Below are 25,263 nucleotides of genomic sequence, written 5' to 3' on the forward strand. Positions count from 1 at the left end.
TTCTCAGCCCGCAGCGCCCAGCGAGGCGCTGCGGCGCTTGCCTGCGTAATGCAGGGCAAACAGATACAGGCCGGTCAACAGCTGCAGGAACAAGGGTGGCAGCGGCGCATAGGTAATCCACGCCGATGGCTCGCCCTGCCCCATCGCACGCGCCACGAAATTGGCGACCACCGCAAGCGTGAACACGATCGATGTCCAGCGGTGCACAGGCCGTGCCCAGTGGCCGCGATTCATTGCTGGCGCCTCGCCTCGGAGCGCGCTTCGATCATTTTCCAGCCATTGCCGGATGGATCACGGAATCCTGCATCCACCGCACCATAGCGTTCGATCGGCTCCTGGGTGAACTCAACGCCTTTGGCCTGCCATTCCACATGGCGCGCCCGGCAGTTCTCCACCGCCAGCACCAGCGGTGGCATCGCGCCCTTGGCCACCAGCTGCTGCAGCGCCAGAGCCGTAGCCGCGTCATGGGTGGGCGGGCCTGGCACGAACAGACCCAGCTGGAAACCGTCCTGGCCGGGGCTGCGTACGGTAAGCCAGCGATAGCTGCCATTGCGTACGTCGGTATGCACCTCAAAGCCAAGCGTGTCGACGTAGAACGCAAGCGCTTCATCTTGGTCGCGCACATATAGGCCGACCGTGTTCACAGTGTTTGTCATGGGACCTCCCTCAGGTGCGGTCCACGTTAGCAATCCGTTGCCGGCAGCGCTTCTCCAAAACTGCGGTATCGGCCGGCGACCGTCCCCATGAATGCGGGAATGCGTGATAGTGCGCATTTTCCAGAAATATTAAGTGCGCATTATGTGATATCAATCACTCAAAGCGTTTCAGCAGGCGTGCGATAAGGGCCGCGACTCCCCACCCCGCTGCACTTCTGCACCTCCCTGGAGCGCGCCATGCAGGATGTCTCGCCGCACCAATGCAAGGTGGTATCCGAACGAAACTGGTCGCTCAGCACCTTCATGGAATTCTATGAGCGCGTGCTGAGCCCACGAATATTCCGTCCTTACGGAAAACTGCTGGCGCAGGAGATCGCTGCGGACATCCGTGCCGCACCGGGTGCTACCGACATCCTGGAGGTCGCCTGCGGAACAGGGGTAATAACGGCCAACCTGTACCAGGACCTGGCCAAGCCGCTGGGCCTCAATCTGGTCGCCACGGACCTGTCGGCGATCGCGGTGGACGTGGCCCGGAGCGTATTGAGCGCCGAGCTTCAACATGACGTCCCACTGCTTTCCGACGTCGACATGGCCGAGCTGCCCTTCGCGGACAACAGCTTCGACATCATCGTGTGTGGTTTCGGCTTGATGTTCCCTCCCGACAAGGCCAGGGTTGCCCGCGAATTCAGGCGCGTACTTCGCCCAGGAGGCAGGGTCTATGCTACGGCGTTCCACTACAACCAGTTGTTTGAACTGGCACGCCAGCAGTCGCAGAGGCACTTTGGCATGCCATCGCGACTGATGGATGCGGCCCTGAGCCTGACCGATCCGTCCCCCATCACGCGCGCCTTCGCGATCGAGGGGCTGGATCGCAGCGACGGCGAATGCGCCGCGCTGCGCCCGCTCGCGTTCTCGCTTGGCGAAGCTGATGTCCGCGAGTTCCTCTTCAACGCGTGCATCCTGCTGGAGGAGTTCAATCAGTGCGATACCCCCAGCCGGGAACGCTACCTCGATGCGATGATGGAGGCGATCCATGTACAGGTCCCAGACCAGTGCTATCGGGTGGAGGCCTGGCTGATAAGCGGCAGGATGGATCCGACGGGTGTGGCCCTGCCAACGGTCATTCCGCCCGCTGATTTCCGGCCCTTGCTCGAGTTCCGCAACCTCTCGCGCCTGACGACGTCGCCGTGCCCTGTGGGCTCGCAAGCTCCATCCTGCGCGCAGGCCGTGGCAGCCTTCCACGATGCCAGGGTGCAGTTCCTCGCCGACCATCCCGCTTATCCCGAGCACCAGGTCGAGACAATGCGCCAGCATGAGTACGCGCGGCTGGATGAGCAACAAGTGACCTACCTGGATCATGTTGGCGGAACGCTGCCACCTGACAGCCTGCTTGAGCAGGACTGCCAGGCGCTCAAGAAGACCATTCTCGGTAATCCGCACAGCGGATCGAAGGCGTCCCATGCTGCCTACCAGAAGGCCTGCGATGAGATCTACGCCTTCTTCGGATGCACGTCGGAGGAGTACGAGATCATCTTTACCGCCAATGCCAGCAGTGCGATTCGGCTGGTGGCCGAATCATTCCCCTTCCAGCAGGGTTCGCAGCTACTGCTGACCAAGGACAACCACACATCGGTGCATGGCTTGCGGGAGTACGCCACCTCAAAGGGGGCGATGGTGAAGTACATCCCCCTGGACGATGACCTGCTGCTGCATGACGGGCTGATGGAGCGTGCGTTGCAACGGCTCCAGCGCGGTGCGCCGCACCTGCTGGCATTCCCGGCGCAGTCCAATGCGACCGGCGTCCGCCACGATCTGGCGTGGATCGGGAAGGCCCAGCAGCAGGGCGCGTGGGTGCTGTGTGATGCGGCGGCCTGGGTTCCGCAATCACGGCTGGACTGCACGATCCATCGTCCCGACTTTGTCGTAGCGTCCTTCTACAAGATCTTCGGCTACCCCACCGGCGCAGGTTGCCTGCTCGCCCGGCGGGCCGCCCTCGGCATGCTAAAGCCACCCTCCTTCGCGGGCGGAGGCGTCTGCTACTACTCGGGACCGTGGTCGCCCACCGATCGCCTGCTCTACCGCGACGCCGGCCAGCGTTTCGAAGTGGGCACGCCCAACTATGCGGCCTTCCCGGCGATCGCCAGAGGCTTCGAGTTCATCGCCGCGATGGGCGGCGTAGAAGCGCTGGCCAAGCGCTCAAGCGCCCTGGCGGCGTGGACAGACACGCGATTGTCATCCCTTCGCCACCGCATCAAGGGTGACCTGCCGCTGTGCCGGATCTATGGGCCGCCTCCCGCGCTAAAGGGTGCAACACTGATGCTGAACTTCTTCGACTGCTATGGCTCGATCATGCCGCACGCACGCATCAAGCGCGCCGCAGAGCGTTTCGGCATAACCCTGCGCAACGGCTGTTTCTGCAACCTCGGTGCCGTGCAGCAGGCGACCTACGCGACGGCAGGCGCCGAACACTGCGAACTGGACAAGACCGGGAAGATCCTCGACTGCAAGACCTTCGACGAGAAGATCCTCGAGAAGGGAGATTGTGGTGCGGTCAGGATTTCATTCGGGCTTGGATCCAATTTCGCCGACGCCTACCGCTTCTGCCTGTTCGCCAGCTGCCTGCTGGATACTGATGTTTCCGGGCTGGAGGACCCGGCAGAGGAGACGCCAGCGGAGACGGCGGACACGCTGATCGCCGGCACCGTGCCAGCCTGATGCTCTTCGAGGGCACTCCCTCAGGCGCATCGCGGGAGGTTGCTTACGCGGAGCGTTCGCTGGCAACTGCGGCGCGACGGCGCTTTTCCAGCACCGCAATGTTCAAGTCCGGGCGCTGCGCGGCACGTACGTGGCATTCCGGCACGGTGGCGGGTAGCGATTGGCCGGCGCGCTCGCGCTCCCGCACATTGCCCGGACTATCGCCGGTGATGTCACGGAAGATGCGGCCGAACGTACCCAGGCTGGACCAGCCGGTCTGGGCGGCGATCTCGGTCACCGGCAGATCGGTGTCGCGCAGCATGGCCACCGCCCGCTCGATGCGGCGGCTGAGCAGGTAGCGGTGTGGCGGCAGCCCGAAGGCCTGCTTGAACGAGCGCGCGAAGTGCGCTGGCGATACCGCACTGACCTCGGCCAGGCGCGCGACTGACCACTCTTCGTGGCTGGCGCGGTCCATCCGGTCCTTGGCGCGCAGCAGGCGCCGCAGTAGTTCGGGGCTCTGGTTCATGGCGTCACCGCTTTGGCCAGATGATGACGTGCTGCACGTCGTGCCTCAGCCGCCTGCTCGCCAAGCCAATCGCGGAACGCGCTGACCTTGATGCTGCCGCTGCGCGCAGTTGGTGCCACGAACCAGAAACTGCGGCCGTCACTGGCCACACCTGGATGAGCCTGTACCAGTCGCCCGCTGTCCAGCTCTGCCTGGAACAGGATCGGCGAACCAATGGCGATCCCCTGCCCCGCAATCGCCGCACCGATGTCCAGGTGCTCGACAGCAAATGGTGCAACAAAATTCTCCCGCGCCGGCGGTGGAATCTGTCCATGAGCGGAGAACCACACTGCCCACCAGTCTGGTCGCCCGAGCAGCGCGACATCCAGCCCGCCACGACCCAGGTCACGTGCGGCTGGCAGCAGCGACGGTGCGCACAGCGGTGTGAATACGCTGGGAAACAGGGGCGTGGCCTGCAAGCCGGGCCAGTCCCCATGCCCGTTGCGGATGGCCGCGTCGAAGCGACCCGCTGCCAGGTCCTGCGGTTCCGCCGATAGATCCAGCTCCAGTACAAGCTCCCGGTGACGCGCGCGGAAGCCGCCCAGTCGCGGCGTCAACCAACTGGTGCCCAGCGTTGGCAATACGGACAGGCGCAGTCGCGCTGCATCCATGTCCCCAGCGCGCATGAAACTGGCACGAAGTGCATCGAACGCCCTTGTAGCCTCCTGCGCGATGCTGGCACCGGCAACCGTCAGTTCCACATGCTGTGCGTGGCGCAGGAACAGGCAGGTACCAGTCTGGGCCTCCAGACGCCGCACGTGGTAGCTCACTGATGCCGCAGTGGTGTCGAGCTCTTCGGCGGCACGCGCGAAGCTGCCCAGCCGCGCCGCCGCCTCGAAGGCGCGGATGGCGGCAAGCGATGGCAGCTGGCGTTGGGTGACCATAAGTGTGACTTAGCCTGAGCCCCGATATCTGCGTGGTCAATCCCCCGCGCACCCGCAACGATGGAGGCCCTTCGGTAGGGGATCACGCACATGGATCGACGGCAGTTCCTGGCCACCCTGACCGCTACGGCGGCGTCCAGCGTCCTGCCCTCCGGGTGGGCCCTGGCCAGCCACAGCGAAGACTGGAAATGGCTGCAGGGCAACTGGCATGTCCGGCACCAACGCCTCAAGGAGCGCCTGGCCGGCGATACCCGTTGGGAGTCCTTCACTGGCTCCAGCGCGGTCTGGCTGACCCTGGGCGGACTCGGCACCATCGATGACAACGTCATGGCGCTGCCTTCGGGCCCCTACAGGGGCCTGGGCGTGCGTGCGTTTGATCCGGTGTCTTCCATGTGGTCGATCTGGTGGATCGATGGCCGCAACCCTGCCCACATCGAAGCCCCCGTGCGCGGCGCTTTCGAGGGCGATGCCGGCAGCTTTCGCGGCACCGACCGGATCGACGGGCGCCCGATCGACGTGTGGTTCCGCTGGCATGACATCCACGGCGAGGAGCCGTGGTGGGAACAGGCATTCTCCGACGATGCCGGTGCGCACTGGGAAGTGAACTGGCGCAACTGGTTTCGCCGCACTGCGGCGGCCCCCTCTCCACTTCCGAGGCTGCCGAATGCACCGGGCGATTTTGATTTCCTGGTGGGCCATTGGAACGTGCGCCATCGTCGCCTGCGCGCTCGGCTGGCAGGCAGCGATGCTTGGGACGTGTTCAACGGCACCCTGCACAACTGGCCGGTACTGGGAGGCTTCGGCAACGTGGGTGACAATCTGATGCACGTACCTGGAGCGCCGCTGCGCGGCATGGGCATCCGCGCCTGGAACGCGGCTGAGCGGCACTGGCTGAGCTGGTGGCTGGATGGCCGCGAGCCGACCCGGATCGGCGTACCACTGCGCGGTGGTTTCGAGGCCGAAGTCGGCCGCTTCTTCGGCGAAGACCAGCACGACGGGCGAGCGATCCAGACGCGGGTGATCTGGTCACGCATCACACCGCGTTCGGCGCGCTGGGAACAGGCGGCCTCGACCGATGGTGGGCGCAGTTGGGAAACCAACTGGGTCAGCGATTTCGAGCGACAGGCATGAAGGCGCTGCTGGCCGTGATGCTGCTGGTTTCTGCGTCGCCTCCCGCGTCTCCATCAAGGGTGCTGCAGATCGTCGGCCCCGGCCAACGCTTTGCCCCGGGCGTTGCCTCCACGCAGTACGACGAGATTCGACTGACCTTGACCCCGGACGGAAAAACCGCACTGTGGTTCAGCCGCAACCGGCCCGGAGGTCCGGGTGGGTATGACATCTGGGTCTCGCGCCACGACGGGCAGCGCTGGCGACCGGCGACGCCGGTCTCGTTCAACACGCCGGGACGTGAGTTCGATCCCGCGTTCTCCGCCAATGGCCGTGTGGTGTACTTCTGTTCGGATCGTGCAGGCGGCCAGGGCGGCGACGATCTGTATCGGGTCAGCATGGGTAGCGAGGGTCGATTCGGGGAGCCGGTCAATCTTGGCCCCGCAGTGAACAGCGCGGCCGATGAGTTCGCGCCAATGCTCTCGCCGGACGCAGGCACACTGCTGTTCTCCAGCAATCGTGCAGGCGGTGCGGGCGGCCATGACCTCTACGTCGCAGCGATGGTCCGTGGCGTGGCGCAGCCCGCGCGGCCGCTGCCCGGAGACCTCAACACCGCGGCACAGGAGTTCGATGCCACCTTCCTGGGCGACGGCCGAACGGTAGTGTTTGCCCGCGCTCTGGACTTCGGCAATGCACCGGTGCGCCAGTTCATTGCCTACGCTCGTGGGGGCCGTTATGACGCGGGCCATGCGTTGCCGGCCCCCTTGAACGAGGCCTCCGGCGACAGTTACGGCGCAATGCTCGATGGCTCGCAACCCGGCACGTTGACCTATTCGGCGCGGCGCGCGGACGGCACAGGGCTGGATCTGTACCGCATCCGCTACCAGATGAAGCGCCCTTGACGGTGGATGTTGTCGATTTCCGCAGCCCCGGTTCGTCGAGAGAATGAATACCCCAGGAGAAAATGTAGATGCCCTCCCATCAGTCCCTCGCCTGCGCCTGCGGCCAGGTCCGCCTGACCGCCACGGGCCAGCCCATTGCCACCGTCGAATGCTGCTGCGACAGCTGCCGCAAGGCCGGCGCCATGCTGCAGTCGATGCCTCGAGCACCGGACGTACTGGGCCCGCATGGCCAGACGCATTTCGTAATGCATCGCAAGGATCGCGTCAGCATCGATGCAGGACATCCCTTGCTGCGCGCGTTGCGGTTGTCCAGCAGGGGCGGCAGCCGCCGCGTCCTGGCGAGCTGCTGCAATACGCCGCTTTTCCTGGAGTTCAGCGGCGGCCATTGGCTGAGTCTGTATGGCCTGTTGTGGCCGGCATCGACAAGACCCGCCGTGGAGATGCGGACGATGGTCAGTGATCTTGCTGATGCGTCTGCCCTTCCCGACGATGTGCCGAACCTGAAGACCCGATCACTGCGGTTCTATGCCCGGTTGATGAAGGCGTGGATCGCCATGGGCTTCCGCAGCCCACGCATCGAGGTCGCCGGAGACAGCCATGTCTGAGCCCGAGCGGATCGAGATCGAAAGCATCACCACGCCCGGTCACATCCAGCGCGTGGATCGCGCCAAGTATCTCGCCATGCGCCACGCCTTGCTCTTGAGCTTGCCTGCGCAACCGCCGGGCCTGACGGTTGCGCAGGCGAAACAGGCGCTGTTGCCGCACCTGCCCGCCTCCCTGTTCCCGGCAGGGGCCACCGCCGGTTGGTGGTTGAAGGCGGTGCAGCTTGACCTGGAAGCCAAGGGCGTGATCGAGCGCGTCGCGGGCAAGCCGTTGCGCCTGTTCAAGCACCTGCCGGCCGGCTGATCAGCGCTGCGCAGGCAGTTCCAGCCGGTGCTTGCGGCACAGCCGATACACCGTGACCCGCGAGATCTGCATCTGCCGCGCGCACTCGGAGACGTTGTAGCCGGTCTGGCGCAGGGTCTGCAGCAGCACATCGCGCTCGGCCTGGCCGCGTGCGTCGTGCAGCATCGCACCCGGCAAGCTCGGGGCCGGTGCGCCCAGTTCCAGATCGCGCTCGCTGATCAGCTCGCCCTCGGCCATGATCGCCGCCCGCTGCACGCGATTGAGCAGTTCGCGTACGTTGCCGGGCCAGTCGAAGCGCCGCAGGGCCTGCAACGCTGCCGGGGCGAAGCCACGTGCGCGCACCGCATGGCGCAGGCGGAAGCAGCGCAGGAAGTGCTCGGCCAACAGCTGCACGTCGCCTCCGCGCTCGCGCAGCGGCGGCATCGGCAGCCGCAACACGTTGAGCCGGTAGTAAAGATCACTGCGGAACCGCCCCTGCGCCACTGCCTGCTCCAGCTCTACATGGGTCGCGGCAAGCACCCGCACATCGGCGCGCAGGGGCTGGCTGCTGCCGACACGCTCGAAGGTGCCCTCCTGCAGCACCCGCAGCAGGCTGGTCTGTGCTTCGGCGGGCAGGTCGCCCACCTCATCGAGGAAGACGGTGCCACCATGGGCCGACTCGAACACGCCAATCTGGCGCTTGTCGGCACCGGTGAAGGAACCGCGCTCGTGCCCGAACAGTTCCGATTGCACCAGGTTGGCCGGGATCGCACCGCAGTTGACCGCAATGAACGGCCTGCCGGCGCGGCCTGACAGCGCGTGCAGTGCATGCGCTGCCAGCTCCTTGCCGGTGCCGGTCTCGCCGGTGACCAGCACCGGCAATTCGACCGGTGCAAACTTGTGCAGGACGGTACGCACCGCGTGCAGTGCCGGGCTCTCGCCGATCAGTGCACGTGGCGTGCTGCCATTGCACGCTTCATCCGGCGGCGGGTCGTCAGCATCGAACTGCTGGCGCATTGCGCTGACCATGTCCTGCAGCCCGAACGGCAACGTAAAACGTGCCAGGCAGCGCTGCAGCAACGGCAACCACGCGGGCGGAGCGGCACCTGGACTCGGCGGCATTACCGCCAGACATGGCAGGTGCTGATGTTGTTCGATCCACGGCAGCAGCAGTTGCAGCGCGGCTGCATCCAGGTGCCGTAGATCAAGCACGGCGAGCAATCGATCGCGTCCGCGCAGGCCGATCGCCATGGCCGGATCAGGATGGATGCTGCGCACATACCAGCCCGCCGCAGCCAGCGCACTGCGCTCGCTGGCCGACGGCTCACCAAACCACAGCACGCAACGTGATGTAGAAGCTTCCGGGACCGCTGCCATGCTTCCCCCAGCATCCGGACACCGTCGGCGGACTGTCAGCCAATCACCGGCGTGCCACCCTCCGCCGGGACCTCTACGGCCACCGCGGCGGCCTTTGTTGGGCGGATCCTAGCGCTTCGCTAAACGGCAGCGCAATGAGCGCCGCGTCAAGGAATGCACGGCTGAAGCCGCACCGTTGCAGTCCGCGCCGACACCTGTAACAACAATGCGACAGTCCGCCGGGCGCCTTGCCCTGCGGCGCTTGGCGCGGCGCAATCGCAACATTTCTTCGACGTGCCTGTAACACCCTGGCAGCAGCGATGCCTCGCACCGTGTCCGCCCCGTGTTGCCTGGTGGGCCTTCTGCAGTTGGCACGGTTGATGCGTGGTTCCGCCGCACCCATCGTGGGAGATCGGCATGGACGGTGTCACCCCAGTTCTTCGCAGACTCGGCCCCTCAGTGGCCGTCCTGCTGTTGCTGCTGCCGGGGGTTGCGGCAGCATCGGGCGCCCGCCAAGGGGTGAAGCCGCAACCGGGCGAAATCGTCCTGTTGCGCGATGTCTCGGCACGTCCGGCCTATCGCATGGCGCCACCGGGGATGGCATTGATTGCCGACCCGAAGCCGCAGCGCGAGATCGCCGCGGCCCTCGGCAGCGGTGGCGCCTCGACCGGCATGGACGAGCTCAGCGACGACGACTATGCCGGGATGGGTGCAGGCCACACTGCCATGGTCGCGGCGCCTGGCGGCACAACGGTAGAGCGCGTGACCCAACAGGCCCTGGGCAGCACCCTGGGGCGTGGCGGCGATGGCATGGTCGGCAGCAGCCTGGGCGGCGCCATGAGCGGCCCGCTGGGCGCGGTCGGCAACAGCACCCGCGGCATCGGCGATACGGTGCGCGGCGCGTTGGCCCAGTTCCCGCTGCAGGGCACGGCCCCGGCAGGTGGAAAATGAAGGCCCTGCACGGGTTACTTCTGCTGCTCGCTGCAGCGCCCTGGGCGACCCGGGCCGATGACTACAGCGGCATGCTCGCCTATCTCGACGTCGCCCGCATCGACGGCCACGCACTGGCTGGCGCCAGCGGTGCCATCGCCGTGAACCAGGCCGCCGGCGACCTCAACCTGCAGGCCAATCTGCGCGGCATCGCCCACGGCGAACGCGCCGAAGTAGCGATCAGCGCCCAGCAGCTGCAGCGCGGCAACCGGGCGTTGTCGGCGCCGATGGAGGCGTCCGCGCTCATCGGCGGTAACGCACTGGCCGGTGCCAGCGGCATCGCTTCGATCAACCAGGCCAGCGGCATCGCCAACACGACGCTCAACGTCGTCAGCGCGACGCTGGCCAGACAGGGCATACGCGAATCCGACGACACGGCACTGGCCGCCGAAGGTTCCGCGTTGGCAGGGGGGCGGGACGACGCCGGTCGCGGCGTTGCGACGGGGACCCGCAGCGCCGGTGTAGCCAGCACCGCACTGCGGGGATTCGACGGGGTCCTGCAACTCAATCAGATCGCGGGCAGCGGCAACGACACAGCCAACGTGCTTGGCCTGGTCGTGCAGGACCGCCCGTGACAACCACCCAACCGATGCACCACCTGATGAGAGAGAGGGCACCATGAAAGCGACCGTCAAACAGACCATGCTCGCCATGGCGATTGCCACTGCCTCGACCGCCGCTGCGGCCAATGGCTGGGACAACCAGAACGCCAATGCGAACATCAACCACAACCACACCGTCAGCGAAACCCGCAACGACACCCACAACCATACCGACAACGACGTACGCAACCGCACCGTCAACGTCAATGTGCAGAAGCACAGCAACATCCAGGCCGACGAACGCAAGGAAAAGAACAACCACGGCGTCGACGTGAACCTGGAGAAGGACCTGCGCCTGAGTACCGACATCAACTTCTCCGGTGACCCGAACATCACCGGCGACATTGATCTCGACTCGGCCGCCATCGCGGTGATCGACAACCGGCAGTCGATCAGCAACAACGCCACCAGCAACAGCCTTGTCACCAACAGTGCCTCCATCGGCGACAGTGTCGGTGCCGGCGCTTCGGGCAACCTCGGCTTCAACGTGGTGTCCGGCGACAACAACGCCCAGGACAACGCCGCGTCGCTGTCTGCGGCCGATGCATCCTTCAGCTTCGGCATGGCCGATGCCGAAGTGTTCGTGAACCAGGCCGGATTCGGCAACGCCACCATGAACTCCGGCGTCACCAACGCCGCAGGCCTCGGCGGCAACGCCTTCGGTGGTGCTTCGGGCAACATCGGCGTGAACATCGCCTCGGGCAACAACAACGAGCAGAAGAACGCGCTCGCGGCCTCGGTGGCGACCACCGCAGTGGCGCAGTCGAGCATCAGCTCCAACCAGGTCTCCACCGGCAACACGGTCAGCAACGCCGGCTTCGTGCAGTCCTACACCGACACCGTGCAGGTCGGCATGCGTGGCGGCGTCAGCGGCCTGACCCTGGCCTACGGTGCCGGCACCTACCGCGGCACCGGCAACGCCTACCAGATGGCCAATTACTACCTGGACACCTGGAATGGCGAGCTACCGCACCCGGGCGGCAACAGCACCGGCCACATCGACCTGGACAACGAAATCCAGAACGCCACGATGAACCCCAACCGGCCGGGGGTGGGCGGCCTGGGCTTCGATACGCGTGAGAGCGGTACCAGCCAGTTCGTCGAACTGGGCGTGGCCGATCTGTACGCCAGCCTCAGTGGCACGGTCAGCACCACGCGCTGGGTGAACGTCAACGCGACCAACACCTCGGCGTTGTCCGGCAGTGCCTTCTCTGGCGCCTCCGGCAACATCGGCGTGAACGTGGCAGCGGGCACCGGCAACCTGCAGGCCAACAGCCTGGCCCTGGCTGTCGCCCAGCCCAGCACCGGTGGCGGTGGTGGCAGCGGCGAGTAAGCGCAACACCCCGGCCGTCCGCCAATGGCCGGGTTCCCGGGAGCCCCTGTTCCTCCTCCCCCTTGGGACAGGGGCTCCCCCCTGCTGCCGGAGAACGTGATGATCCGTTGCCGCCTCTCGATGCACCTGCTCGCGATGCTGTTGCTGCTGGGTACCACTTCCGCGTCGGCGGGCGAGGTGCGCTTCAGCAGCGTACTGCCCAATGGCGCGTTGCTGCAGCAGAAGGTGGAGAGCATGCAGGAGCGGCGCTACCGCAACGTGGTGCGCCAGCACACCGATTACAGCTGTGGGGCGGCTGCGCTGGCCACCATCCTGCGCCACGCCTACCACCTCGATACCGACGAGGCGACGGTGATCGAGGGGATGATGGGGGTCTCCGATCCCGCACTGGTGGCCGAGCGCGGCTTTTCGCTGCTCGACATCAAGCGCTACGTGGAATCGCTGGGCATGCGCGGCCGCGGCTACCGTATCGACGAATCCCGTCTGCGCACCCTGCGCGTCCCCGGCCTGGTGCTGATGGACGTGCGCGGCTTCCGCCATTTCGTGGTGCTCAAGCAGGTGCGCAACGGCATCGTGGAAGTGGCCGACCCGATCCTGGGCAACCGCAGCCTGGCGCTGCCTGAATTCCTTGCGGCCTGGCCATCACGCGCGGTGTTCGTGGTGATCGGCAGCGATTTCGATCGCAACACCGCCCTGCTGCAACCCAGCGAACGGCCCAGTGCGCGCGCGCTCTATGCGCGGCAGGGGCCGATCACCGATGCCGAACTGGTCGACTTCGGTTTCAGCCACGCCGACCTGTTCTGAAGGAGGTTCGACCATGTTCCGCCAACCGCTGATGATGGCCCTGCTGCTGGCCTTCCCTACCCTGCCCCTGCAGGCAGCAGAGGGCACGCCCGGTCGCGGCCTGAAGGAAATTCCGGACCCGGAACTGAGCCTGATGCGAGGCCGCTACACCGTGGGCGGCAACAACGTGGCCTGGTTCGGGGTGACCATGGTTTCGCAGTGGCAGGCCGGCAACGGCGCCACCCTGCAGGGCGCATTGACCCTGGCCATGGACTTCCGCGGCGGCGGTGCGCCGAAGCTGAGCTTCCAGCCCAGCGTGCATGTCACCGCTGCTGATGCGCCACTGCCGGACACCCGCGGCCGCAGCATCGACAGCAGCGGCCTGGCCAACGCCAGCGGCCTGGTGCAGAGCGTACAGGTAGCCGGCGATGGCAACGTCGCCCGCAATGTCACCACGCTGAGCGTGCGTGATGGCGAGGTGCCTTCTGCAGTGAGCGATGGCGCGCGTTCGGTCAGCGCGCAGCAGTCCGGTGCAACCGCGACCGCGGTGCTCGATGGCAACCAGGCCCGCCTGCTCCTGCAGGTGGATGGCCAGGGCCTGGTGCAGCAATGGATACGCAACGGCAGTGTCGGCCAGGGCATTGCCCTGGCCGGTGACGGCCAGATCGCCAGCAACCAGCTGCGGCTGGAGCTGGTGCGCGACACCGTGGGCGGCAACCTGCCGTTGAGCCAGAACGTGGCCCAGGCGATTGCGCTGAACCGCGGCATGGGGCCGGGCCAGTAGCGCGGCGCGGCATTGGGGGAAGCGCTTCACAACGCAGGACACGAACATGCACACCCTTCTGAGGATCACCCCGTTGGCGCTGGCGGCACTGGCGGGCACCGCGCTCGCCGCACCGCCCACAGGCGACGACGGCGCTGACGTGCAGGCCCTGGCCAACCAGCTGGAGCAGCTGAAATCCAACTATGCACAGGAAGTGCGGCGGCTGCGCGAACTGGACATGCAGGTACAGGCGATGCAGGCGCGATTGAGTGGCCGGGTGGGCCCAGCCACAGCCACGCCCGCCGCGCCGCTGGCCGCGGCGGCCGCCGCGGCCGTTCCACCCAGCAGCGAAGGCTACGCCAGCACCGCCGCCGAGGCGCAGCAGGCCAAGCAGGAGTCGAGGCGCAGCGTGGATGACGTCAAGCAGCAGCAATCCGCGTTGTTCTCGCGGCGCTTCACCATCGAGAACAGCCTCACCTACGCCCGCTACGACCGTAAGCAGCTCACCCTCAACGGCTTCCTTGCCCTGGACGCGATCTTCCTCGGCAACATCGCCATCGAGAACGTCGAATCCGATTCGTTGACCTACAACGTTGCGGCTCGCTGGGGCGTCAGCCCGAACCTCACGCTGAATCTGGATGTGCCTTACCTGGCGCGACGCACGGTCTACCAGAAGGGCGGTGCCGGTGGCGCAGCAGCGGCCATCGCGCAGGAGGAAACCAACGGCAACGGCCTGGGTGATATCGGTCTGAGTGCGAACTACCGCCTGTTCGGCGAGCGCGGCTGGCGCCCGGAAACCGTGCTCACTGCCGGCGTGACCGCGCCAACCGGGCGAGCGCCCTACGGCCTGGACTGGAAAGTGATCGAGCGCGACGACGATGACTACATCCGTTTCGCCGTGCCACGTGAGCAGCCCACCGGCAATGGCGTGTGGCAGGCCAATGTCGGCCTGTCGATGGTCAAGACCGCCGATCCGGCGATTCTGTTCGCCAACATCGGCTACGTGCACTCGATTCCGCGCGGGTTCAACGACATCGACAGCAATCCGGACACGGTCAATCCCGGCGACGTGAAGCTGGGCGGCTCGGTGTACTTCGGCGCAGGCGTGGCGTTCGCGTTCAACGAGCGCACCAGCCTCAGCCTGTCCTTCAGTGACCGCATCAGCGCCCGTGCCTCCACCCGATTCGAGGGCGGCAAGTGGATGAAGGTGATCGGCAGCGACGCCAACGCAGCGTCACTGAATCTGGGCGTGACCTATGCGCTGAACCAGCACACCACCTTGGTGACCCTGCTCGGCATCGGCCTGACCCCGGATGCGCCGGACTTCACCCTGGCGTTCAAGATTCCGTACATGCTCTAGCGCCTGCGGCCCGGCCCGGCGATGGCGCGGCTGCGGCCCGCCGTCGTCGTCGATTCCGCCGCATCGGCACACATCCGCGCGATGACCCCGCATTGCGCGTCGATTCCGCCGATTCCCGCAGTCTCCCCGTTTCTAGCATGCCCCTGAGCCGGCCATTCCCGGTCGCGCACTCATGCAGGGGCTTTCGCATGGCAATCATCACAGAAGACAAGCGGCTTGGCTGGATCGTCAGCACGCGCCCGCAGGTCCAGGGCATCACGATTGGCAAGGGTGGCGAGGCGCTGACCGATAACACGTATGGCATCGAGATCGAATTCTGCACGCATGACAGCGTGATCTTCGCATTCACCCATGTGGTCGCAGGTTGCTTCGACATCGTCGGAACCGAACCGTGGAAGCTCGAATCCGATTCCGGCAACGTCTTCGAACTTGTCACGCCGCCGTTGCCTTTCGAGGCCATCGAGGACGCCTATGCCTTCAAGGAGCAGCTGGTGGCGATGCTGCAGACGTCGATTCAGCGTGCCGAGACGCAGGGCGTCAATGCCATCACGCTGGGGGACTGGGCGAAGCCGTTCGCGCTCAATCTCGTCGAGCTGCTCAGCACCCACATCAACACCCGGCGACTGAAGCTGGAGTCCGTGGCATTCAAGGCCGTCGACTACTCCGGCTGGAAGGAGGTCGGCGAAGGATTGAACGTGGGCAATGTGGATGACGGCATCAACATTCCCGCAGCACTCCTGCGCCACAAGCTGCGCGAGCCCGACTGGGAGAGCTACACGCCGGGCATCATCCTGGCCCGCTGCAGCAAATTCTGGTCGGAGGGCTACGCCTCGCAGATGAATCTGCCGATGACGCTGAGCGGCTATTTCCTCTACATGATGCACAAGACCCATGACAAGAAGTACTCGCAGTCCGTCCGCATCCAGGAGGCACTCACGGGTGAGAAGGCAGGGCAGAAAATCACGGCGTGGTACTGGCGGCACGTGCTCCTTCAGGCGTGGTGCCGGTATCAACGTGCGCTCAAGCAGGAACCTCTTGCGAAGAAGCTGTTCTGCCCCGACAACATCGCCCGTTCCGCGCTGCTCTACCTGGTCGTCGGGAAGCTTCTGACCGGAGCCCTGGCCGAACTGGGAGAGACGCCGCAACTGGCGCTGCAGCAGAAGGCTTGGGATGCCGGCTCCACCCGCGCGATCGATGCCGACGAGCCGGAGGTGACCCATAGCGAGTGGGCACCCTATCACAGCGCACTGAAGGACCTGACCGGCATCTGGCTGAAGGCGTCGCTTCTGGATGTGCTGCGCACCCAGAACCTGCAGACCTACATATGGGCCGTTACCGAGCTGCCGGACGTGCTGGCAACGCCCCAAGTATGGAAAGACGCGCTGCTGAACTGGAAAGGGATGGATCGCATCAAGGCGATGGGCTCGACCATCGAATGGACCGACCTGGAGGACTTCGCCGAGCCCGAGCGCAGGCAGATCCTCTGCGAGAAAGTCATTGAAGTTGCCACGCAGCTGGCCATCAGGCTCAAGGAGCTCGACCCCGACACGCCCGGCAAGCCGGATCTCCCGGACGAGCAGCAACGCCCGTTCCTCGACCGCCGCAACACCCCTCCTTGGGAGGCCCGCTACGACACCTTGCTTGCTCCCATTCCGCCGCGCGAGAACACGCGGCTTGAGTTCACCTATCTGGTCGAGCATCGCAATCACTGAGCTGCCGCCCGGATCGCCGCCCGCACCGAGGCATTCCCCACGACGGATCCCTGGCTACAGATTCCTCGCTGTCCACTACTGGAGAAACGAAATGACGCAGGTCTATGCAACCCTTCGCTCAGGCAATCAGTACCTGATCGCACGCAAACAGATCACCAATGCATGGTGGAGCGGATATGCGGCGCCGGTCCTGGTCGCCGAAGCGGCCGCTGCGCTGGTGACGGTGGCCAATGTGGCCGCCGACGCACCGGTCGACGCCGACGCCCTCGCTGTGGCCGTCACCGCAATCAACGCCACGCTTGGCAATGCCGCTCTCGCAGCGAAATCGGCCTGGCCCGGGTTGAACCCGGCCACCGGCGCCGCTACCCGTGCGGCCATCGATCTGGCGGTCGCGGCGGTCAGCAATGCCGGCCAGGCCCTCGACCAGCTACAGGCCGCAGTGCCAGCCGTGTTCACCGCGGTGAACCGCGCAGCGCGCATGGGCGCCGATCAGTGGCCACCGGCAGCACCGGGAGCACCGACGCCGCCGTGGGCCATGCTGACCGTGCCTGATATGGCTGTGTGGCCGATTGCGGGTCTGCAGGCTCGGGTCAACGCTGCGCTGGAGCGCATTCGCAACTGGGCCGGTACCCGGCCAGCGACGCTGGTCAACCAAGCCGGGCAATGGGCGTTGCCAGGAGGGCGCATGGGCGATGCGGAAGCCGCCGAAGACGCAGCCAGGCGAGAATTTCTGGAAGAGACGGGCATCGTGCTGGGAGCGCCCTTCGCAATGGCATTCCATACACTGTTCCAGACCGCACCGCAGGGCCCCCAGTTCTACCTGGTGTGCTTCGACATTCCGGCCGATCAGGATATCGCGGAGCTGGCAACGAACATCAACGTCAATCTGATGGCCCGTCCCACGTGGCTCAATCGGCCGACCGCCGGGGCGGTAGTCGACTGGGAGCTGGACATCGTCAGCACCGTGGCCCAGAACGAGCTGAGCGCGTACCTGGGGGCGTACCAGGCCACCCGGATTCCGGAAAACTGCGTGCCGGTTCCCGTGCCCGTGCCTGTCGGGGCTGCGGCGATTGCCGCCTGGGAGTACAGGCAGCGGCGCTTCGCCGATTCCCAGTCCATCGACTGGTATCTGCGCATGGCCCGCTACATCGAACAGCAGTAGGCAACCGACGGACGATGCGGAGAAATCGATGGTCCGACAACGGCATCACCCGCATCGCCCCTGCCTTCTTCACACCATTTCCCCCGCATTCTCCGTCGATTCCACCAATCCGCCAACAACGCTTCTTTCTACTCTGCATCCACGGTGAAGCACAGGCAGTTACGCACAACGCACCGTGACGCTGGATACCACGCACTTCCACCTTTTCGCAGGAGCAGGACATGGCATTTCCAACCGCGGTAAACGACCAGATCACCGATTCGGTCACCCAGGCCAACACCAAGGTGCTGGGCGATGCGCCCGCCATGGCGGTGGGCAATCTGTACCAGGCCACCGCCCAGGCACTGGCCAACGCCGCCCACAACGCCACCAACGCGCAGCAGCAGTCCTATGTGACCGCGCAGTCGGCCACCACCATGGGCGTGGCCACGCTGTACTCGATCGATACCGCCACCACCGCCGTAGCGAGCAAGGAAATCCTCAGCACCCGCGTCCGCGGCCTGGGTTCCTGATCCGTCGTTCCGTAGCTGACCCGCCAACCTCAAGGAGCTCGACATGGCTTTTCCGACCGCAGTAAACGACCAGATCACCGATTCAGTCACCCAGGCCAACACCAAGGTGCTGGGCGATGCCCCCGCCGTGGCCATGGGCAATCTGTACCAGGCCACCGCGCAGGCACTGGCCAACGCCGCCCACAACGCCACCAGTGCCCAGCAGCAGTCCTATGTGACTGCGCAGGCGGCCACCACCATGGGCGTAGCCACCCTGTACGCGATCGATACCGCCACCACCGGCGTGGCCACCAAGCAGATTCTCGGCGCGTGATGCGCCGCCAGGCAAGGAGCTGAGCCATGGCATTTCCCACGGCCGTCAACGACCAGATCACCGACTCGGTCAGCCAGGCCAACCTGCAGGTGCTGGGCGTGGCGCCGGCCACGGCGATGGGCACGCTCTACCAGGCCACCGCGCAGGCGCTGGCCAATGCCGCCCACAACGCGACGCTCGCACAGCAGCAGATGTACGTCACGGCCCAGGCCGCGACCACGATGGGCGTCGCGCTGCTCTACGCCATCGATACCGGCGCCACCGGCGCCGCCACCCGGAAGATTCTCGGCTGAATCCAGTAAGTGCCGGCAGTCTCCGTTCCTGTAGTGCTGTCCATCCAAGGAGTTTCCACCATGGCATTTCCCACCGCCGTCAACAGCCAGATCACCGATTCGGTCTCGCAGGTCAACACCAAGGTGCTTGGTGATGCGCCAGCCATCGCAATGGGCAATCTGTTCGTGGCCACCAGCCAGGCGCTGTCCAACGCCGCGCACAACGCCACCAACAACCAGCAGCAGTCCTACGTGACCATGCAGGCCTCGACCACCCAGGGCGTGTCCACGCTGTATGCGATCGACACCGCGTCCAACGGCGTGGCCACCCGCGAAATCCTGGGTCTGCGCTGACGTGTCGGCCCGGCGTGACGCCAGCCACCGCGCCCCCGCCAAGGACGGCGTCACGCCGGGCCCCTGATCCATGCCCACATCGCCTGCCATCGGCTACCTCCTGGATGCAACCAGCAGCGGATCCGGACTGGCGATCGCTCTCGCACCATCGTTCGCGATGTCTGCCAGTTACCTGGCGATGGCCGACACCATCGGCCTTGCAATGCAGAACGCCGTCGCCAACCAGCAGCGCGGCCAGGTCACCGCCAGCGCAAGCCTGGCGCAGGTCCTCGCCTTGATCATCCAGAAGGGAGCCGTTCCGTCATGAGCACTGAGAACACCGTCAACAGCCAGATCGTCGACAGCGTCAGCGCGGCCTCCACCCTGCTGGTGGGGCAAGGACCCGCGCAGTCCTTCAGCATGCTGGACATGGTGCTGCTGGAAACGCTGGGTACCGGCATGCACAACGCCGTCGCCCGCCAGCAGGGGGCCAGCATGGTCAGCAACGCGGCGGTCACCGCCGCCTGCGCGAAGATGATCAACGCGCCCTGGCCGGTGCCACCGCCTGCTCCAGAACCGCCTCCGCCGCCACCGCCGCAGGTGATCCCCCTGCCGGGACCGGTGCCAGCCCCCCCTTCGCCTGCGGCCGTCATCGCCGCGGCCACCGCAGAAGGAAAGACCGCCATCAGCGTCCTGCAGGCACAGACCCACGGTGCCACTGCCGATGCTGCGGCCGCCAACGCCAGTCTGCACACGCTCGAGCAGCTTGCAGGCAACGGCACGGCGCCCGCGCCCGATCCTGCGCCCGACTCCACGCCTGGTCCGGATCCAGCAGCGGGTCCCGTCCAGGATTCCGCGCCAGACTCCACTCCGCACCCGTCCGCCGACGGCGCTGACGCCCCGGCCTGACACCGCGCCGGCCCTGCCCGGCCGCACCCGCCCATCAAGGAGCCCGTATGGACCCGCGCAACGTCAACGCCCAGGTCATCGATGTGATCAACCAGGTGCAGACGGCCACCATGTCCGAGACCGTGGTGACCACCAGCGGTGCCGGCAAGGCCTACCAGGCCGTGGCCCAGTCCGCCGCCATCGCCGTGCAGGATGCCGCCGATGCCCTGCGCAATGTCTCGACCATCGCCACTACCGCCGCCGGCGTGGCCATGGCCCAATACCTGGCCACCGGCGATGAAAAGTATGCGCGGGTACTGACCCAGACGCAGACCATGATGCAGGGGGCTACCGAAGACTTCACCCGCGTTGGCAGCGCTGCTGCGAACGTCCTCAAGGGATTTCCGGCCAAGTGAGGCCGTCAGGAGCCACGCATGAGCGTTTTCATCAACGGTCGAACCACTCCGCAGACCAGCCAGCTGGGCCCGCGCAGCCGGCACGTACTTGGCCTCATCGACGGTGGCCACCAATGGCTGCAATGGGCCATCGACTCCCCTGAGCACCGCTACAGCTTCGCTGACGAAGGCGCCCTGCTGGACGGCATCCAACAGGGCCTGCATGGTTCCAGGCTGGCCTGGCTGCCCCAGGTAGGGTTGCAGGTCAGCCCGATCAAGCTGCTGAGCCTGGACAACGATGACCTTGATGTACTGCGGCGTCAGGAGCATGGCGAACACAACCGGCTTCTGGCCAACGAAGTGCAGGAGGTACTGGACAAGTACGACCTGCTGACCAATACGGCGTTGATGACGTTCCGGCCGTTCCTGGCGGCTATCGGCGCAGGCACCGCGCCGTTGTTGCAGCAACTGGACTTCCGCGAAGCCCTGCAGTTGCACGAACTGGCTTCGGAGCAGCGTGGCGCAGCCGATGCCGGGGAGACGCAGGCCGAGGCGGCGCGCTTCGCCCTGTTGCATGCACGCCGTCCCATCGAGTTTGTCGACTACTTCCACTTCTACCGCCTGGTGGCCTCCGGCGGCGGCAGCGCGGAACGACGCATCGAGGATGCCACGGAACTGCTGCGTGCCCTTTTGCCGATGCTGCTCGGCTCGCTCGACGGCCCGCAGCTTCCACAGTTGCCTTCACCGGAGCAGGTGCGCAGCGCCATTGCCGCCACGCTCGACGCCCAGCGGCAGATCGGCTATCCGCGCATTTCCCTTGCCGCCCAGCAGGCGGCGCTGTGCCTTGATCGCGGGGCAGGCGACCTGCTGGGACAGGCCCATGCACACCTGCGCAGCAGAGTGCATCGCCAGCTCGACGCTGCACAGGCGTTCCTGAAGGAGCATCCGGTGGCCGGTGGCAAGCTCGGCCAGGATGGTGCCAGCGTGCAGTTCCGCATCGAAGGACGGCATCAGGAAGCGCGCGTACAGGTCGAGGACAATGTCATCACCCTGCTGGGATACCGTCGTTTTCTTGCTGATGCCGGCTCACCGGCGATGGTGGGCTACCTGGCAGGCGAGCTGTGAGCACCGCCGCATCTCCCGGACCAACCGGGCCCAGCCCCCAGCAGGTCGCCACGCAGCTGGCCATAGCCGCCAGCGCTGCGGTGGCGACCGGCCGCCAAGCTGCCCGGTTGCAGGCGCAGCAGATCCTGGCCGATGCCGAGGCAGCATTGAGCCATATCCTTGGGGGAAGCAACCAAAGCGCCCCCACTCCAAACCCACCAGGAGCACAGACCATGACCTTCCCGACCCCGCTTTCCGGCACGCAGACACCGGCGTATCCGGCCGGCAAGACCCCGATGGAGATCGCCCAGGAACTGGCGGACGCCGCCGTTACGGCCAGTGACGAAGGTGTCCGTGCCGGCATGGCGGTTTCCGAAGCGGCGCTAGAAGTGGCTGCCGAAGCCAGTCGGCGCGCAGAACAGGCCGCAGAGCTGGCGGTGCAACGTGCCGCCGAGGCGAACGCCCGATAGCGTCCGCAACGGCAGCCACGCGCCCCGGGCAGGCCTGCGCCTGCGCCGGGGTGTTGTCATTGCTCCGGAGTACGACGATAGCTGCGCGGGCTCACGCCCACCGCGCGGCGGAAGCTCTTCTCGAAATGACTCAGGTCGCCGAAACCGACCTGCAGCGCAACATCGGTGATGCGCAGTCGTTGCCCGCCGCGCAGCAGTTGCTTGGCGTGCTCGATGCGCAGCTGCTGCAGCAGCAGCTTGAAGGTGGTCCCCAGTTCGCTGCGGAACAGGAAGCCGAGGTGTGACTGGCTGACATGCGCCTGGCGGGCCAGGTCACCCAGGGTGACCGGTTCGGCGGCATGATCCTTCAGATACGCCAAGGCGCGCTTCAGCCCGTCATGCAGGCCTTCGTGCGACAGGCGGGGTGGATCCAGCACGTCGGGGTCCAGTGCGATGTCGTGCTCCGGCAATGGTGCCTGTGATGCACCACGTTCATGGACATGGTCCGTGCTGGCAGCGGCCAGCCCCGGCGCATGGCGCAGCAGGTCCTCACGACGGATGCAGCGGCCGCCGGTCATCACCGCCAGGCGTACCACCACCCGTTCCATCTCCAGCAGGTTGCCCGGCCAGTCATGCGCGCACAGCGCCAGCAGGACGTCTTCACTGAGCACATGCGGATCGAAACCGTGCAGCTCCAGCGCACGTGCGGCCAGTGCACCGATGTCCTCGACCCGCTCCCGCAGCGGCGGAATGTCCACGATGAGGAACTCCAGCCCGGCCAGCAGCGCCCGTGAAAACTGCTTCTCGCGCACCCGTTGTTCCAGGTCCGCACTGGTCGAAGCGATGACCCGTATCGGCCGGATCGCCTCCGCTTCGGAGCGTGTGGCATGCAGGCCGCGGATTCGATGCGACAGCTGCCCCTGCAGGATCGCCGGCAGCTCGTCCACTTCGTGGAAGTACAGCGTGCCGCCCTGGGCATGCGCGAACCAATCGTCGGGTTCGCCCGCAGGATGCGCACAGTTCACTTCAACGAACGGCCCCTGCCTGGCGTGGCCGCCGCTATGCAGCGCCGCAGCCAGTTCCATCTTCTCGGTACCGAACTCCCCGCGCAGCAGCACCGGCAGTCGACTGGCCGCGGCGCGTTCAATGAACTCCTCGATCTGCTTCAGTGCTTCACCCGCCCCCACCAGCAGCAGCGGCCTGCGCAGTGCCTGCTCGGCCCATGCCTTGGCTTCGTAGCGCTTGATCAGGTGCGCGCAGCGCTGTGCAAACTGCTCCCCCAGCACCAGTGCACTGCCGTCCAGCGGGCCGCACTCCCCTTCAAGATGCAGCTCGCCCAGTACCTCGCCGGCATAACGGATGGGCACCCGGTGTGATCGACCGCGCTCGGCGTCCTTGGCCGGCAGCGGCATTCCCGCTGCCATGCCTGCCATGTCGCCATGCAGCTGCACCTCGCCACCACGCATCGCCTTGTGCTGGGCCAGCTCCTTCACGAATGCGCCCAGCAGTTCGGGCAGCGACGGATAGGGCCGATAAGCGCGCTGCAGCATCTCACTGACTTGCCTGTGCATTGAAACTCCCCTTCGGAATGGCAACCCACTGCAGATGCAGCGGGCGATCACGCGATGCAGGCCGCTCCGGCGTCATCGCGGGATGCTGCGACGTCCACGCCGCATGCCGTGCCCGCAGGTCGCACCGCTGTTGCCGCGCACGCTGTCCGCTCCCGTTGCACCGGGAACTGCCTTCACCGCTGGAGGTCGGCACGGCTGACGTCGTCCAGGCCTGGGTCGTGCGCGCTGGGGCGGCACTGCCGATGACGCGCCGCCCAGTTACGTCCCGGCAATCGCATCCCTGGATTATGGAGAGCGAGTTTCCAGAAAATCGGCATGATAATGACGTGAATATCCGCGCCGGATACTCGTCGCAGCCAATCCGCCGGTTGCCGATGGATCAATCGCCTGCGGCGCGGTCTGCCACCTGGCCGGATGAATGGGAGTCAGCCGGGACGCTGGCGGCGTGGCGGCCGGCTCCACTATAGTCAGCACAGCTAGGCAGGCATGGTGCCTGCCCTCGAATCACAGGGAGTTGGACATGGGTCTGGTACAGGCGGTCAAGGGTGCGGTAGGCGGTGTGCTGGCCGACCAGTGGAAGGACTTCTACACCGTGCCGACGGGCCTGCCGTCCACGGCGGCCCTGTTCGCGGCGGTGCCGCAGGGCACCAATGCCGGCCGCGGCTCCAACACCAGCGGCTCGTCCAACATCATCAGCAACGGCTCGAAGATCGTGGTGCCGGAAGGCTACGGCCTGCTGCTGTTCCAGGATGGCGCGATCACCGCCTTCGTCGCCGAACCCGGTGGCTACGAATGGCGTTCGGATGATCTGAACTCGCAGTCGATCTTCGCCGGCGACGGCTTGGTCAGCACCTTCATCAAGCAGAGCTGGGAACGCTTCAAGTTCGGCGGCCAGCCCGGCTCGCAGCAGGCTGCGTATTTCGTCTCGCTGAAGGAACTGCCGGACAACCGCTTCGGCACCCAGTCGGAAATCTACTGGGACGACGGCTTCCTTAACACCCAGGTCGGCGCGGTCACCCGTGGCTCGTACACGCTGAAGATCGTCGACCCGATCCTGTTCGTGAAGAACTTCGTGCCGGCCAGCTACCTGCAGCCGGGCCAGGTGTTCGACTTCACCGATCTGGACAACGCCGCCGCCAGCCAGCTGTTCAATGAAGTGGTCGGTTCGCTGGCTCCCGCCTTCAGCCTGTACACGAACGATCCGAGCAAGGGCAACCGCATCACCAAGCTGCAGCAGGATTCGCTGGGCTTCGCGCAGAGCCTGTCGGCGGCAGTTGAACAGGGTTACCAGTGGAAGTCCGATCGCGGCCTGGCCATCGTCAAGACCGCCATCGTCTCCATCGAGTACGACGCCAACACCCGCGAGCTGCTGAAGACCGTGCAGCGCGCCGATGCGCTGTCCGGTTCGCGCGGCAATTCCAACCTGCAGGCCAGCGTTGCCCAGGGCATCCAGTCCGCCGGCGAGAACGGCGGCGCGGCAGGCCTGGTCGGCGTCGGCATGGCCTCGGGCATGTTTGGTGTCGGTGGCATGCAGCAGCCGACCACGCCGGCCGCCGATGATCCAGTGGCCAAGTTGAAGAAGGCCAAGGAAATGCTCGACCTGGGCCTGATCACCCAGAGCGACTACGACGCGCTCAAGGCCAAGGCGCTGGGCCTGTAACTGCAGGACGCA

General features: G+C 66.0%; 29 protein-coding genes and 1 pseudogene. 24 read left to right on the forward strand and 6 right to left on the reverse strand.

What is annotated here, in order from left to right:
- Positions 1 to 3 precede the first annotated feature (3 nt).
- Positions 4 to 234 (reverse strand): hypothetical protein, encoded by a 231-nt coding sequence (locus SMAL_RS10595; RefSeq protein ID WP_012511139.1) that lies wholly within the window; start codon positions 232 to 234, stop codon positions 4 to 6.
- Positions 231 to 656 (reverse strand): VOC family protein, encoded by a 426-nt coding sequence (locus SMAL_RS10600; RefSeq protein WP_012511140.1) that lies wholly within the window; start codon positions 654 to 656, stop codon positions 231 to 233. Before SMAL_RS10600 ends, SMAL_RS10595 begins: the two co-directional genes overlap by 4 nt.
- A gap of 237 nt (positions 657 to 893) precedes the next feature.
- Here SMAL_RS10600 and SMAL_RS10605 point away from each other — a divergent pair, with 237 nt between their 5' ends.
- Positions 894 to 3,371 (forward strand): aminotransferase class V-fold PLP-dependent enzyme, encoded by a 2,478-nt coding sequence (locus SMAL_RS10605; RefSeq protein WP_012511141.1) that lies wholly within the window; start codon positions 894 to 896, stop codon positions 3,369 to 3,371.
- A gap of 43 nt (positions 3,372 to 3,414) precedes the next feature.
- On the opposite strand, the gene SMAL_RS10610 is transcribed toward SMAL_RS10605, so the two are convergent.
- The gene (locus SMAL_RS10610) at positions 3,415 to 3,876 is read right to left on the reverse strand and encodes a helix-turn-helix domain-containing protein (protein ID WP_012511142.1); all 462 of its coding nucleotides are present in this window, start codon (positions 3,874 to 3,876) and stop codon (positions 3,415 to 3,417) included.
- Complete coding sequence (locus tag SMAL_RS10615; RefSeq protein ID WP_012511143.1) at positions 3,873 to 4,799, reverse strand: LysR substrate-binding domain-containing protein; 927 nt, start codon at positions 4,797 to 4,799, stop codon at positions 3,873 to 3,875. The genes SMAL_RS10610 and SMAL_RS10615 overlap by 4 nt, the downstream gene beginning before the upstream one ends.
- A 90-nt stretch (positions 4,800 to 4,889) precedes the next feature.
- Here SMAL_RS10615 and SMAL_RS10620 point away from each other — a divergent pair, with 90 nt between their 5' ends.
- The 5 genes and pseudogenes from SMAL_RS10620 (at position 4,890) to SMAL_RS10635 (ending at position 7,714) form a co-directional block, all read left to right on the forward strand.
- Complete coding sequence (locus SMAL_RS10620) at positions 4,890 to 5,930, forward strand: hypothetical protein (RefSeq protein ID WP_012511144.1); 1,041 nt, start codon at positions 4,890 to 4,892, stop codon at positions 5,928 to 5,930.
- Entirely contained in the window at positions 5,927 to 6,808 is an 882-nt protein-coding gene (locus SMAL_RS10625) for a TolB family protein (protein ID WP_012511145.1), read from the forward strand. The genes SMAL_RS10620 and SMAL_RS10625 overlap by 4 nt, the downstream gene beginning before the upstream one ends.
- 68 nt (positions 6,809 to 6,876) lie before the next feature.
- A pseudogene (locus SMAL_RS21350) lies at positions 6,877 to 6,978 on the forward strand (GFA family protein); the annotation flags it as partial.
- A 12-nt stretch (positions 6,979 to 6,990) separates the two neighbouring features.
- A complete protein-coding gene (locus SMAL_RS10630) occupies positions 6,991 to 7,413 on the forward strand; it encodes a GFA family protein (RefSeq protein WP_232273969.1) in 423 nt (140 codons plus the stop codon).
- Positions 7,406 to 7,714: a DUF6958 family protein gene (locus tag SMAL_RS10635; RefSeq protein ID WP_006368465.1), complete on the forward strand. Its 309-nt coding sequence runs from the start codon at positions 7,406 to 7,408 to the stop codon at positions 7,712 to 7,714. Before SMAL_RS10630 ends, SMAL_RS10635 begins: the two co-directional genes overlap by 8 nt.
- Here the strand turns inward: SMAL_RS10635 and SMAL_RS10640 are convergent, their stop codons facing one another.
- Entirely contained in the window at positions 7,715 to 9,070 is a 1,356-nt protein-coding gene (locus tag SMAL_RS10640) for a sigma-54 interaction domain-containing protein (RefSeq protein WP_006368468.1), read from the reverse strand. It abuts the gene before it with no gap.
- A 396-nt stretch (positions 9,071 to 9,466) separates the two neighbouring features.
- Here SMAL_RS10640 and SMAL_RS10645 point away from each other — a divergent pair, with 396 nt between their 5' ends.
- The 17 genes from SMAL_RS10645 (at position 9,467) to SMAL_RS10725 (ending at position 22,041) form a co-directional block, all read left to right on the forward strand.
- Entirely contained in the window at positions 9,467 to 10,000 is a 534-nt protein-coding gene (locus tag SMAL_RS10645; protein ID WP_006368470.1) for a FapA family amyloid fibril periplasmic chaperone, read from the forward strand.
- Positions 9,997 to 10,614, forward strand: coding sequence for a FapB/FapC family functional amyloid domain-containing protein (locus tag SMAL_RS10650; RefSeq protein ID WP_012511146.1), 618 nt, complete (start codon positions 9,997 to 9,999; stop codon positions 10,612 to 10,614). The genes SMAL_RS10645 and SMAL_RS10650 overlap by 4 nt, the downstream gene beginning before the upstream one ends.
- A 43-nt stretch (positions 10,615 to 10,657) precedes the next feature.
- Complete coding sequence (locus SMAL_RS10655) at positions 10,658 to 11,974, forward strand: FapB/FapC family functional amyloid domain-containing protein (protein WP_012511147.1); 1,317 nt, start codon at positions 10,658 to 10,660, stop codon at positions 11,972 to 11,974.
- A 99-nt stretch (positions 11,975 to 12,073) separates the two neighbouring features.
- Entirely contained in the window at positions 12,074 to 12,778 is a 705-nt protein-coding gene (locus tag SMAL_RS10660) for a C39 family peptidase (RefSeq protein ID WP_012511148.1), read from the forward strand.
- A 13-nt stretch (positions 12,779 to 12,791) separates the two neighbouring features.
- Positions 12,792 to 13,541 carry a hypothetical protein gene (locus tag SMAL_RS10665; protein ID WP_012511149.1) on the forward strand — a complete coding sequence of 250 codons (750 nt, stop codon included), beginning with the start codon at positions 12,792 to 12,794 and terminating at the stop codon, positions 13,539 to 13,541.
- Positions 13,542 to 13,587: 46 nt separating this feature from the next.
- A complete protein-coding gene (locus tag SMAL_RS10670; RefSeq protein ID WP_012511150.1) occupies positions 13,588 to 14,880 on the forward strand; it encodes a transporter in 1,293 nt (430 codons plus the stop codon).
- A 188-nt stretch (positions 14,881 to 15,068) separates the two neighbouring features.
- Positions 15,069 to 16,592 (forward strand): hypothetical protein, encoded by a 1,524-nt coding sequence (locus SMAL_RS10675; protein WP_012511151.1) that lies wholly within the window; start codon positions 15,069 to 15,071, stop codon positions 16,590 to 16,592.
- Positions 16,555 to 17,754, forward strand: coding sequence for an NUDIX domain-containing protein (locus SMAL_RS10680; RefSeq protein ID WP_232273971.1), 1,200 nt, complete (start codon positions 16,555 to 16,557; stop codon positions 17,752 to 17,754). Before SMAL_RS10675 ends, SMAL_RS10680 begins: the two co-directional genes overlap by 38 nt.
- 221 nt (positions 17,755 to 17,975) lie before the next feature.
- Entirely contained in the window at positions 17,976 to 18,266 is a 291-nt protein-coding gene (locus SMAL_RS10685; protein WP_006368766.1) for a RebB family R body protein, read from the forward strand.
- Between the two features lie 43 nt (positions 18,267 to 18,309).
- Positions 18,310 to 18,579 carry a RebB family R body protein gene (locus tag SMAL_RS10690; RefSeq protein ID WP_006368769.1) on the forward strand — a complete coding sequence of 90 codons (270 nt, stop codon included), beginning with the start codon at positions 18,310 to 18,312 and terminating at the stop codon, positions 18,577 to 18,579.
- Between the two features lie 26 nt (positions 18,580 to 18,605).
- Positions 18,606 to 18,872, forward strand: coding sequence for a RebB family R body protein (locus SMAL_RS10695; protein ID WP_006368771.1), 267 nt, complete (start codon positions 18,606 to 18,608; stop codon positions 18,870 to 18,872).
- A gap of 60 nt (positions 18,873 to 18,932) precedes the next feature.
- Complete coding sequence (locus SMAL_RS10700) at positions 18,933 to 19,205, forward strand: RebB family R body protein (RefSeq protein WP_005416651.1); 273 nt, start codon at positions 18,933 to 18,935, stop codon at positions 19,203 to 19,205.
- A gap of 70 nt (positions 19,206 to 19,275) precedes the next feature.
- The gene (locus tag SMAL_RS21265; RefSeq protein WP_006368775.1) at positions 19,276 to 19,512 is read left to right on the forward strand and encodes a RebB family R body protein; all 237 of its coding nucleotides are present in this window, start codon (positions 19,276 to 19,278) and stop codon (positions 19,510 to 19,512) included.
- The gene (locus SMAL_RS10710) at positions 19,509 to 20,093 is read left to right on the forward strand and encodes a RebB family R body protein (RefSeq protein ID WP_006368776.1); all 585 of its coding nucleotides are present in this window, start codon (positions 19,509 to 19,511) and stop codon (positions 20,091 to 20,093) included. Before SMAL_RS21265 ends, SMAL_RS10710 begins: the two co-directional genes overlap by 4 nt.
- A 47-nt stretch (positions 20,094 to 20,140) precedes the next feature.
- Positions 20,141 to 20,488 (forward strand): hypothetical protein, encoded by a 348-nt coding sequence (locus SMAL_RS10715; RefSeq protein ID WP_006368778.1) that lies wholly within the window; start codon positions 20,141 to 20,143, stop codon positions 20,486 to 20,488.
- Between the two features lie 18 nt (positions 20,489 to 20,506).
- On the forward strand, positions 20,507 to 21,592 hold the full coding sequence (locus tag SMAL_RS10720; RefSeq protein WP_012511153.1) for a hypothetical protein: 1,086 nt from the start codon (positions 20,507 to 20,509) through the stop codon (positions 21,590 to 21,592).
- Between the two features lie 212 nt (positions 21,593 to 21,804).
- Positions 21,805 to 22,041: a hypothetical protein gene (locus SMAL_RS10725; protein WP_012511154.1), complete on the forward strand. Its 237-nt coding sequence runs from the start codon at positions 21,805 to 21,807 to the stop codon at positions 22,039 to 22,041.
- A 56-nt stretch (positions 22,042 to 22,097) separates the two neighbouring features.
- On the opposite strand, the gene SMAL_RS10730 is transcribed toward SMAL_RS10725, so the two are convergent.
- The gene (locus SMAL_RS10730; RefSeq protein WP_012511155.1) at positions 22,098 to 23,591 is read right to left on the reverse strand and encodes a helix-turn-helix domain-containing protein; all 1,494 of its coding nucleotides are present in this window, start codon (positions 23,589 to 23,591) and stop codon (positions 22,098 to 22,100) included.
- A 520-nt stretch (positions 23,592 to 24,111) separates the two neighbouring features.
- On the opposite strand from SMAL_RS10730, the gene SMAL_RS10735 reads away from it, so the two are divergent.
- Positions 24,112 to 25,251 carry an SPFH domain-containing protein gene (locus tag SMAL_RS10735; RefSeq protein WP_012511156.1) on the forward strand — a complete coding sequence of 380 codons (1,140 nt, stop codon included), beginning with the start codon at positions 24,112 to 24,114 and terminating at the stop codon, positions 25,249 to 25,251.
- Positions 25,252 to 25,263 lie beyond the last annotated feature (12 nt).

Origin of the sequence: Stenotrophomonas maltophilia R551-3 (genome assembly GCF_000020665.1) — a bacterium.
GTDB classification, from domain to species: domain Bacteria; phylum Pseudomonadota; class Gammaproteobacteria; order Xanthomonadales; family Xanthomonadaceae; genus Stenotrophomonas; species Stenotrophomonas maltophilia_L.

Coding starts and splice junctions, on each gene's coding strand:
- SMAL_RS10595 (WP_012511139.1), bottom strand. CDS start 234: ATGAATCGCGGCCACTGGGCACGGCCTGTGCACCGCTGGACATCGATC.
- SMAL_RS10600 (WP_012511140.1), bottom strand. CDS start 656: ATGACAAACACTGTGAACACGGTCGGCCTATATGTGCGCGACCAAGAT.
- SMAL_RS10605 (WP_012511141.1), top strand. CDS start 894: ATGCAGGATGTCTCGCCGCACCAATGCAAGGTGGTATCCGAACGAAAC.
- SMAL_RS10610 (WP_012511142.1), bottom strand. CDS start 3,876: ATGAACCAGAGCCCCGAACTACTGCGGCGCCTGCTGCGCGCCAAGGAC.
- SMAL_RS10615 (WP_012511143.1), bottom strand. CDS start 4,799: ATGGTCACCCAACGCCAGCTGCCATCGCTTGCCGCCATCCGCGCCTTC.
- SMAL_RS10620 (WP_012511144.1), top strand. CDS start 4,890: ATGGATCGACGGCAGTTCCTGGCCACCCTGACCGCTACGGCGGCGTCC.
- SMAL_RS10625 (WP_012511145.1), top strand. CDS start 5,927: ATGAAGGCGCTGCTGGCCGTGATGCTGCTGGTTTCTGCGTCGCCTCCC.
- SMAL_RS10630 (WP_232273969.1), top strand. CDS start 6,991: ATGCTGCAGTCGATGCCTCGAGCACCGGACGTACTGGGCCCGCATGGC.
- SMAL_RS10635 (WP_006368465.1), top strand. CDS start 7,406: ATGTCTGAGCCCGAGCGGATCGAGATCGAAAGCATCACCACGCCCGGT.
- SMAL_RS10640 (WP_006368468.1), bottom strand. CDS start 9,070: ATGGCAGCGGTCCCGGAAGCTTCTACATCACGTTGCGTGCTGTGGTTT.
- SMAL_RS10645 (WP_006368470.1), top strand. CDS start 9,467: ATGGACGGTGTCACCCCAGTTCTTCGCAGACTCGGCCCCTCAGTGGCC.
- SMAL_RS10650 (WP_012511146.1), top strand. CDS start 9,997: ATGAAGGCCCTGCACGGGTTACTTCTGCTGCTCGCTGCAGCGCCCTGG.
- SMAL_RS10655 (WP_012511147.1), top strand. CDS start 10,658: ATGAAAGCGACCGTCAAACAGACCATGCTCGCCATGGCGATTGCCACT.
- SMAL_RS10660 (WP_012511148.1), top strand. CDS start 12,074: ATGATCCGTTGCCGCCTCTCGATGCACCTGCTCGCGATGCTGTTGCTG.
- SMAL_RS10665 (WP_012511149.1), top strand. CDS start 12,792: ATGTTCCGCCAACCGCTGATGATGGCCCTGCTGCTGGCCTTCCCTACC.
- SMAL_RS10670 (WP_012511150.1), top strand. CDS start 13,588: ATGCACACCCTTCTGAGGATCACCCCGTTGGCGCTGGCGGCACTGGCG.
- SMAL_RS10675 (WP_012511151.1), top strand. CDS start 15,069: ATGGCAATCATCACAGAAGACAAGCGGCTTGGCTGGATCGTCAGCACG.
- SMAL_RS10685 (WP_006368766.1), top strand. CDS start 17,976: ATGGCATTTCCAACCGCGGTAAACGACCAGATCACCGATTCGGTCACC.
- SMAL_RS10690 (WP_006368769.1), top strand. CDS start 18,310: ATGGCTTTTCCGACCGCAGTAAACGACCAGATCACCGATTCAGTCACC.
- SMAL_RS10695 (WP_006368771.1), top strand. CDS start 18,606: ATGGCATTTCCCACGGCCGTCAACGACCAGATCACCGACTCGGTCAGC.
- SMAL_RS10700 (WP_005416651.1), top strand. CDS start 18,933: ATGGCATTTCCCACCGCCGTCAACAGCCAGATCACCGATTCGGTCTCG.
- SMAL_RS21265 (WP_006368775.1), top strand. CDS start 19,276: ATGCCCACATCGCCTGCCATCGGCTACCTCCTGGATGCAACCAGCAGC.
- SMAL_RS10710 (WP_006368776.1), top strand. CDS start 19,509: ATGAGCACTGAGAACACCGTCAACAGCCAGATCGTCGACAGCGTCAGC.
- SMAL_RS10715 (WP_006368778.1), top strand. CDS start 20,141: ATGGACCCGCGCAACGTCAACGCCCAGGTCATCGATGTGATCAACCAG.
- SMAL_RS10720 (WP_012511153.1), top strand. CDS start 20,507: ATGAGCGTTTTCATCAACGGTCGAACCACTCCGCAGACCAGCCAGCTG.
- SMAL_RS10725 (WP_012511154.1), top strand. CDS start 21,805: ATGACCTTCCCGACCCCGCTTTCCGGCACGCAGACACCGGCGTATCCG.
- SMAL_RS10730 (WP_012511155.1), bottom strand. CDS start 23,591: ATGCACAGGCAAGTCAGTGAGATGCTGCAGCGCGCTTATCGGCCCTAT.
- SMAL_RS10735 (WP_012511156.1), top strand. CDS start 24,112: ATGGGTCTGGTACAGGCGGTCAAGGGTGCGGTAGGCGGTGTGCTGGCC.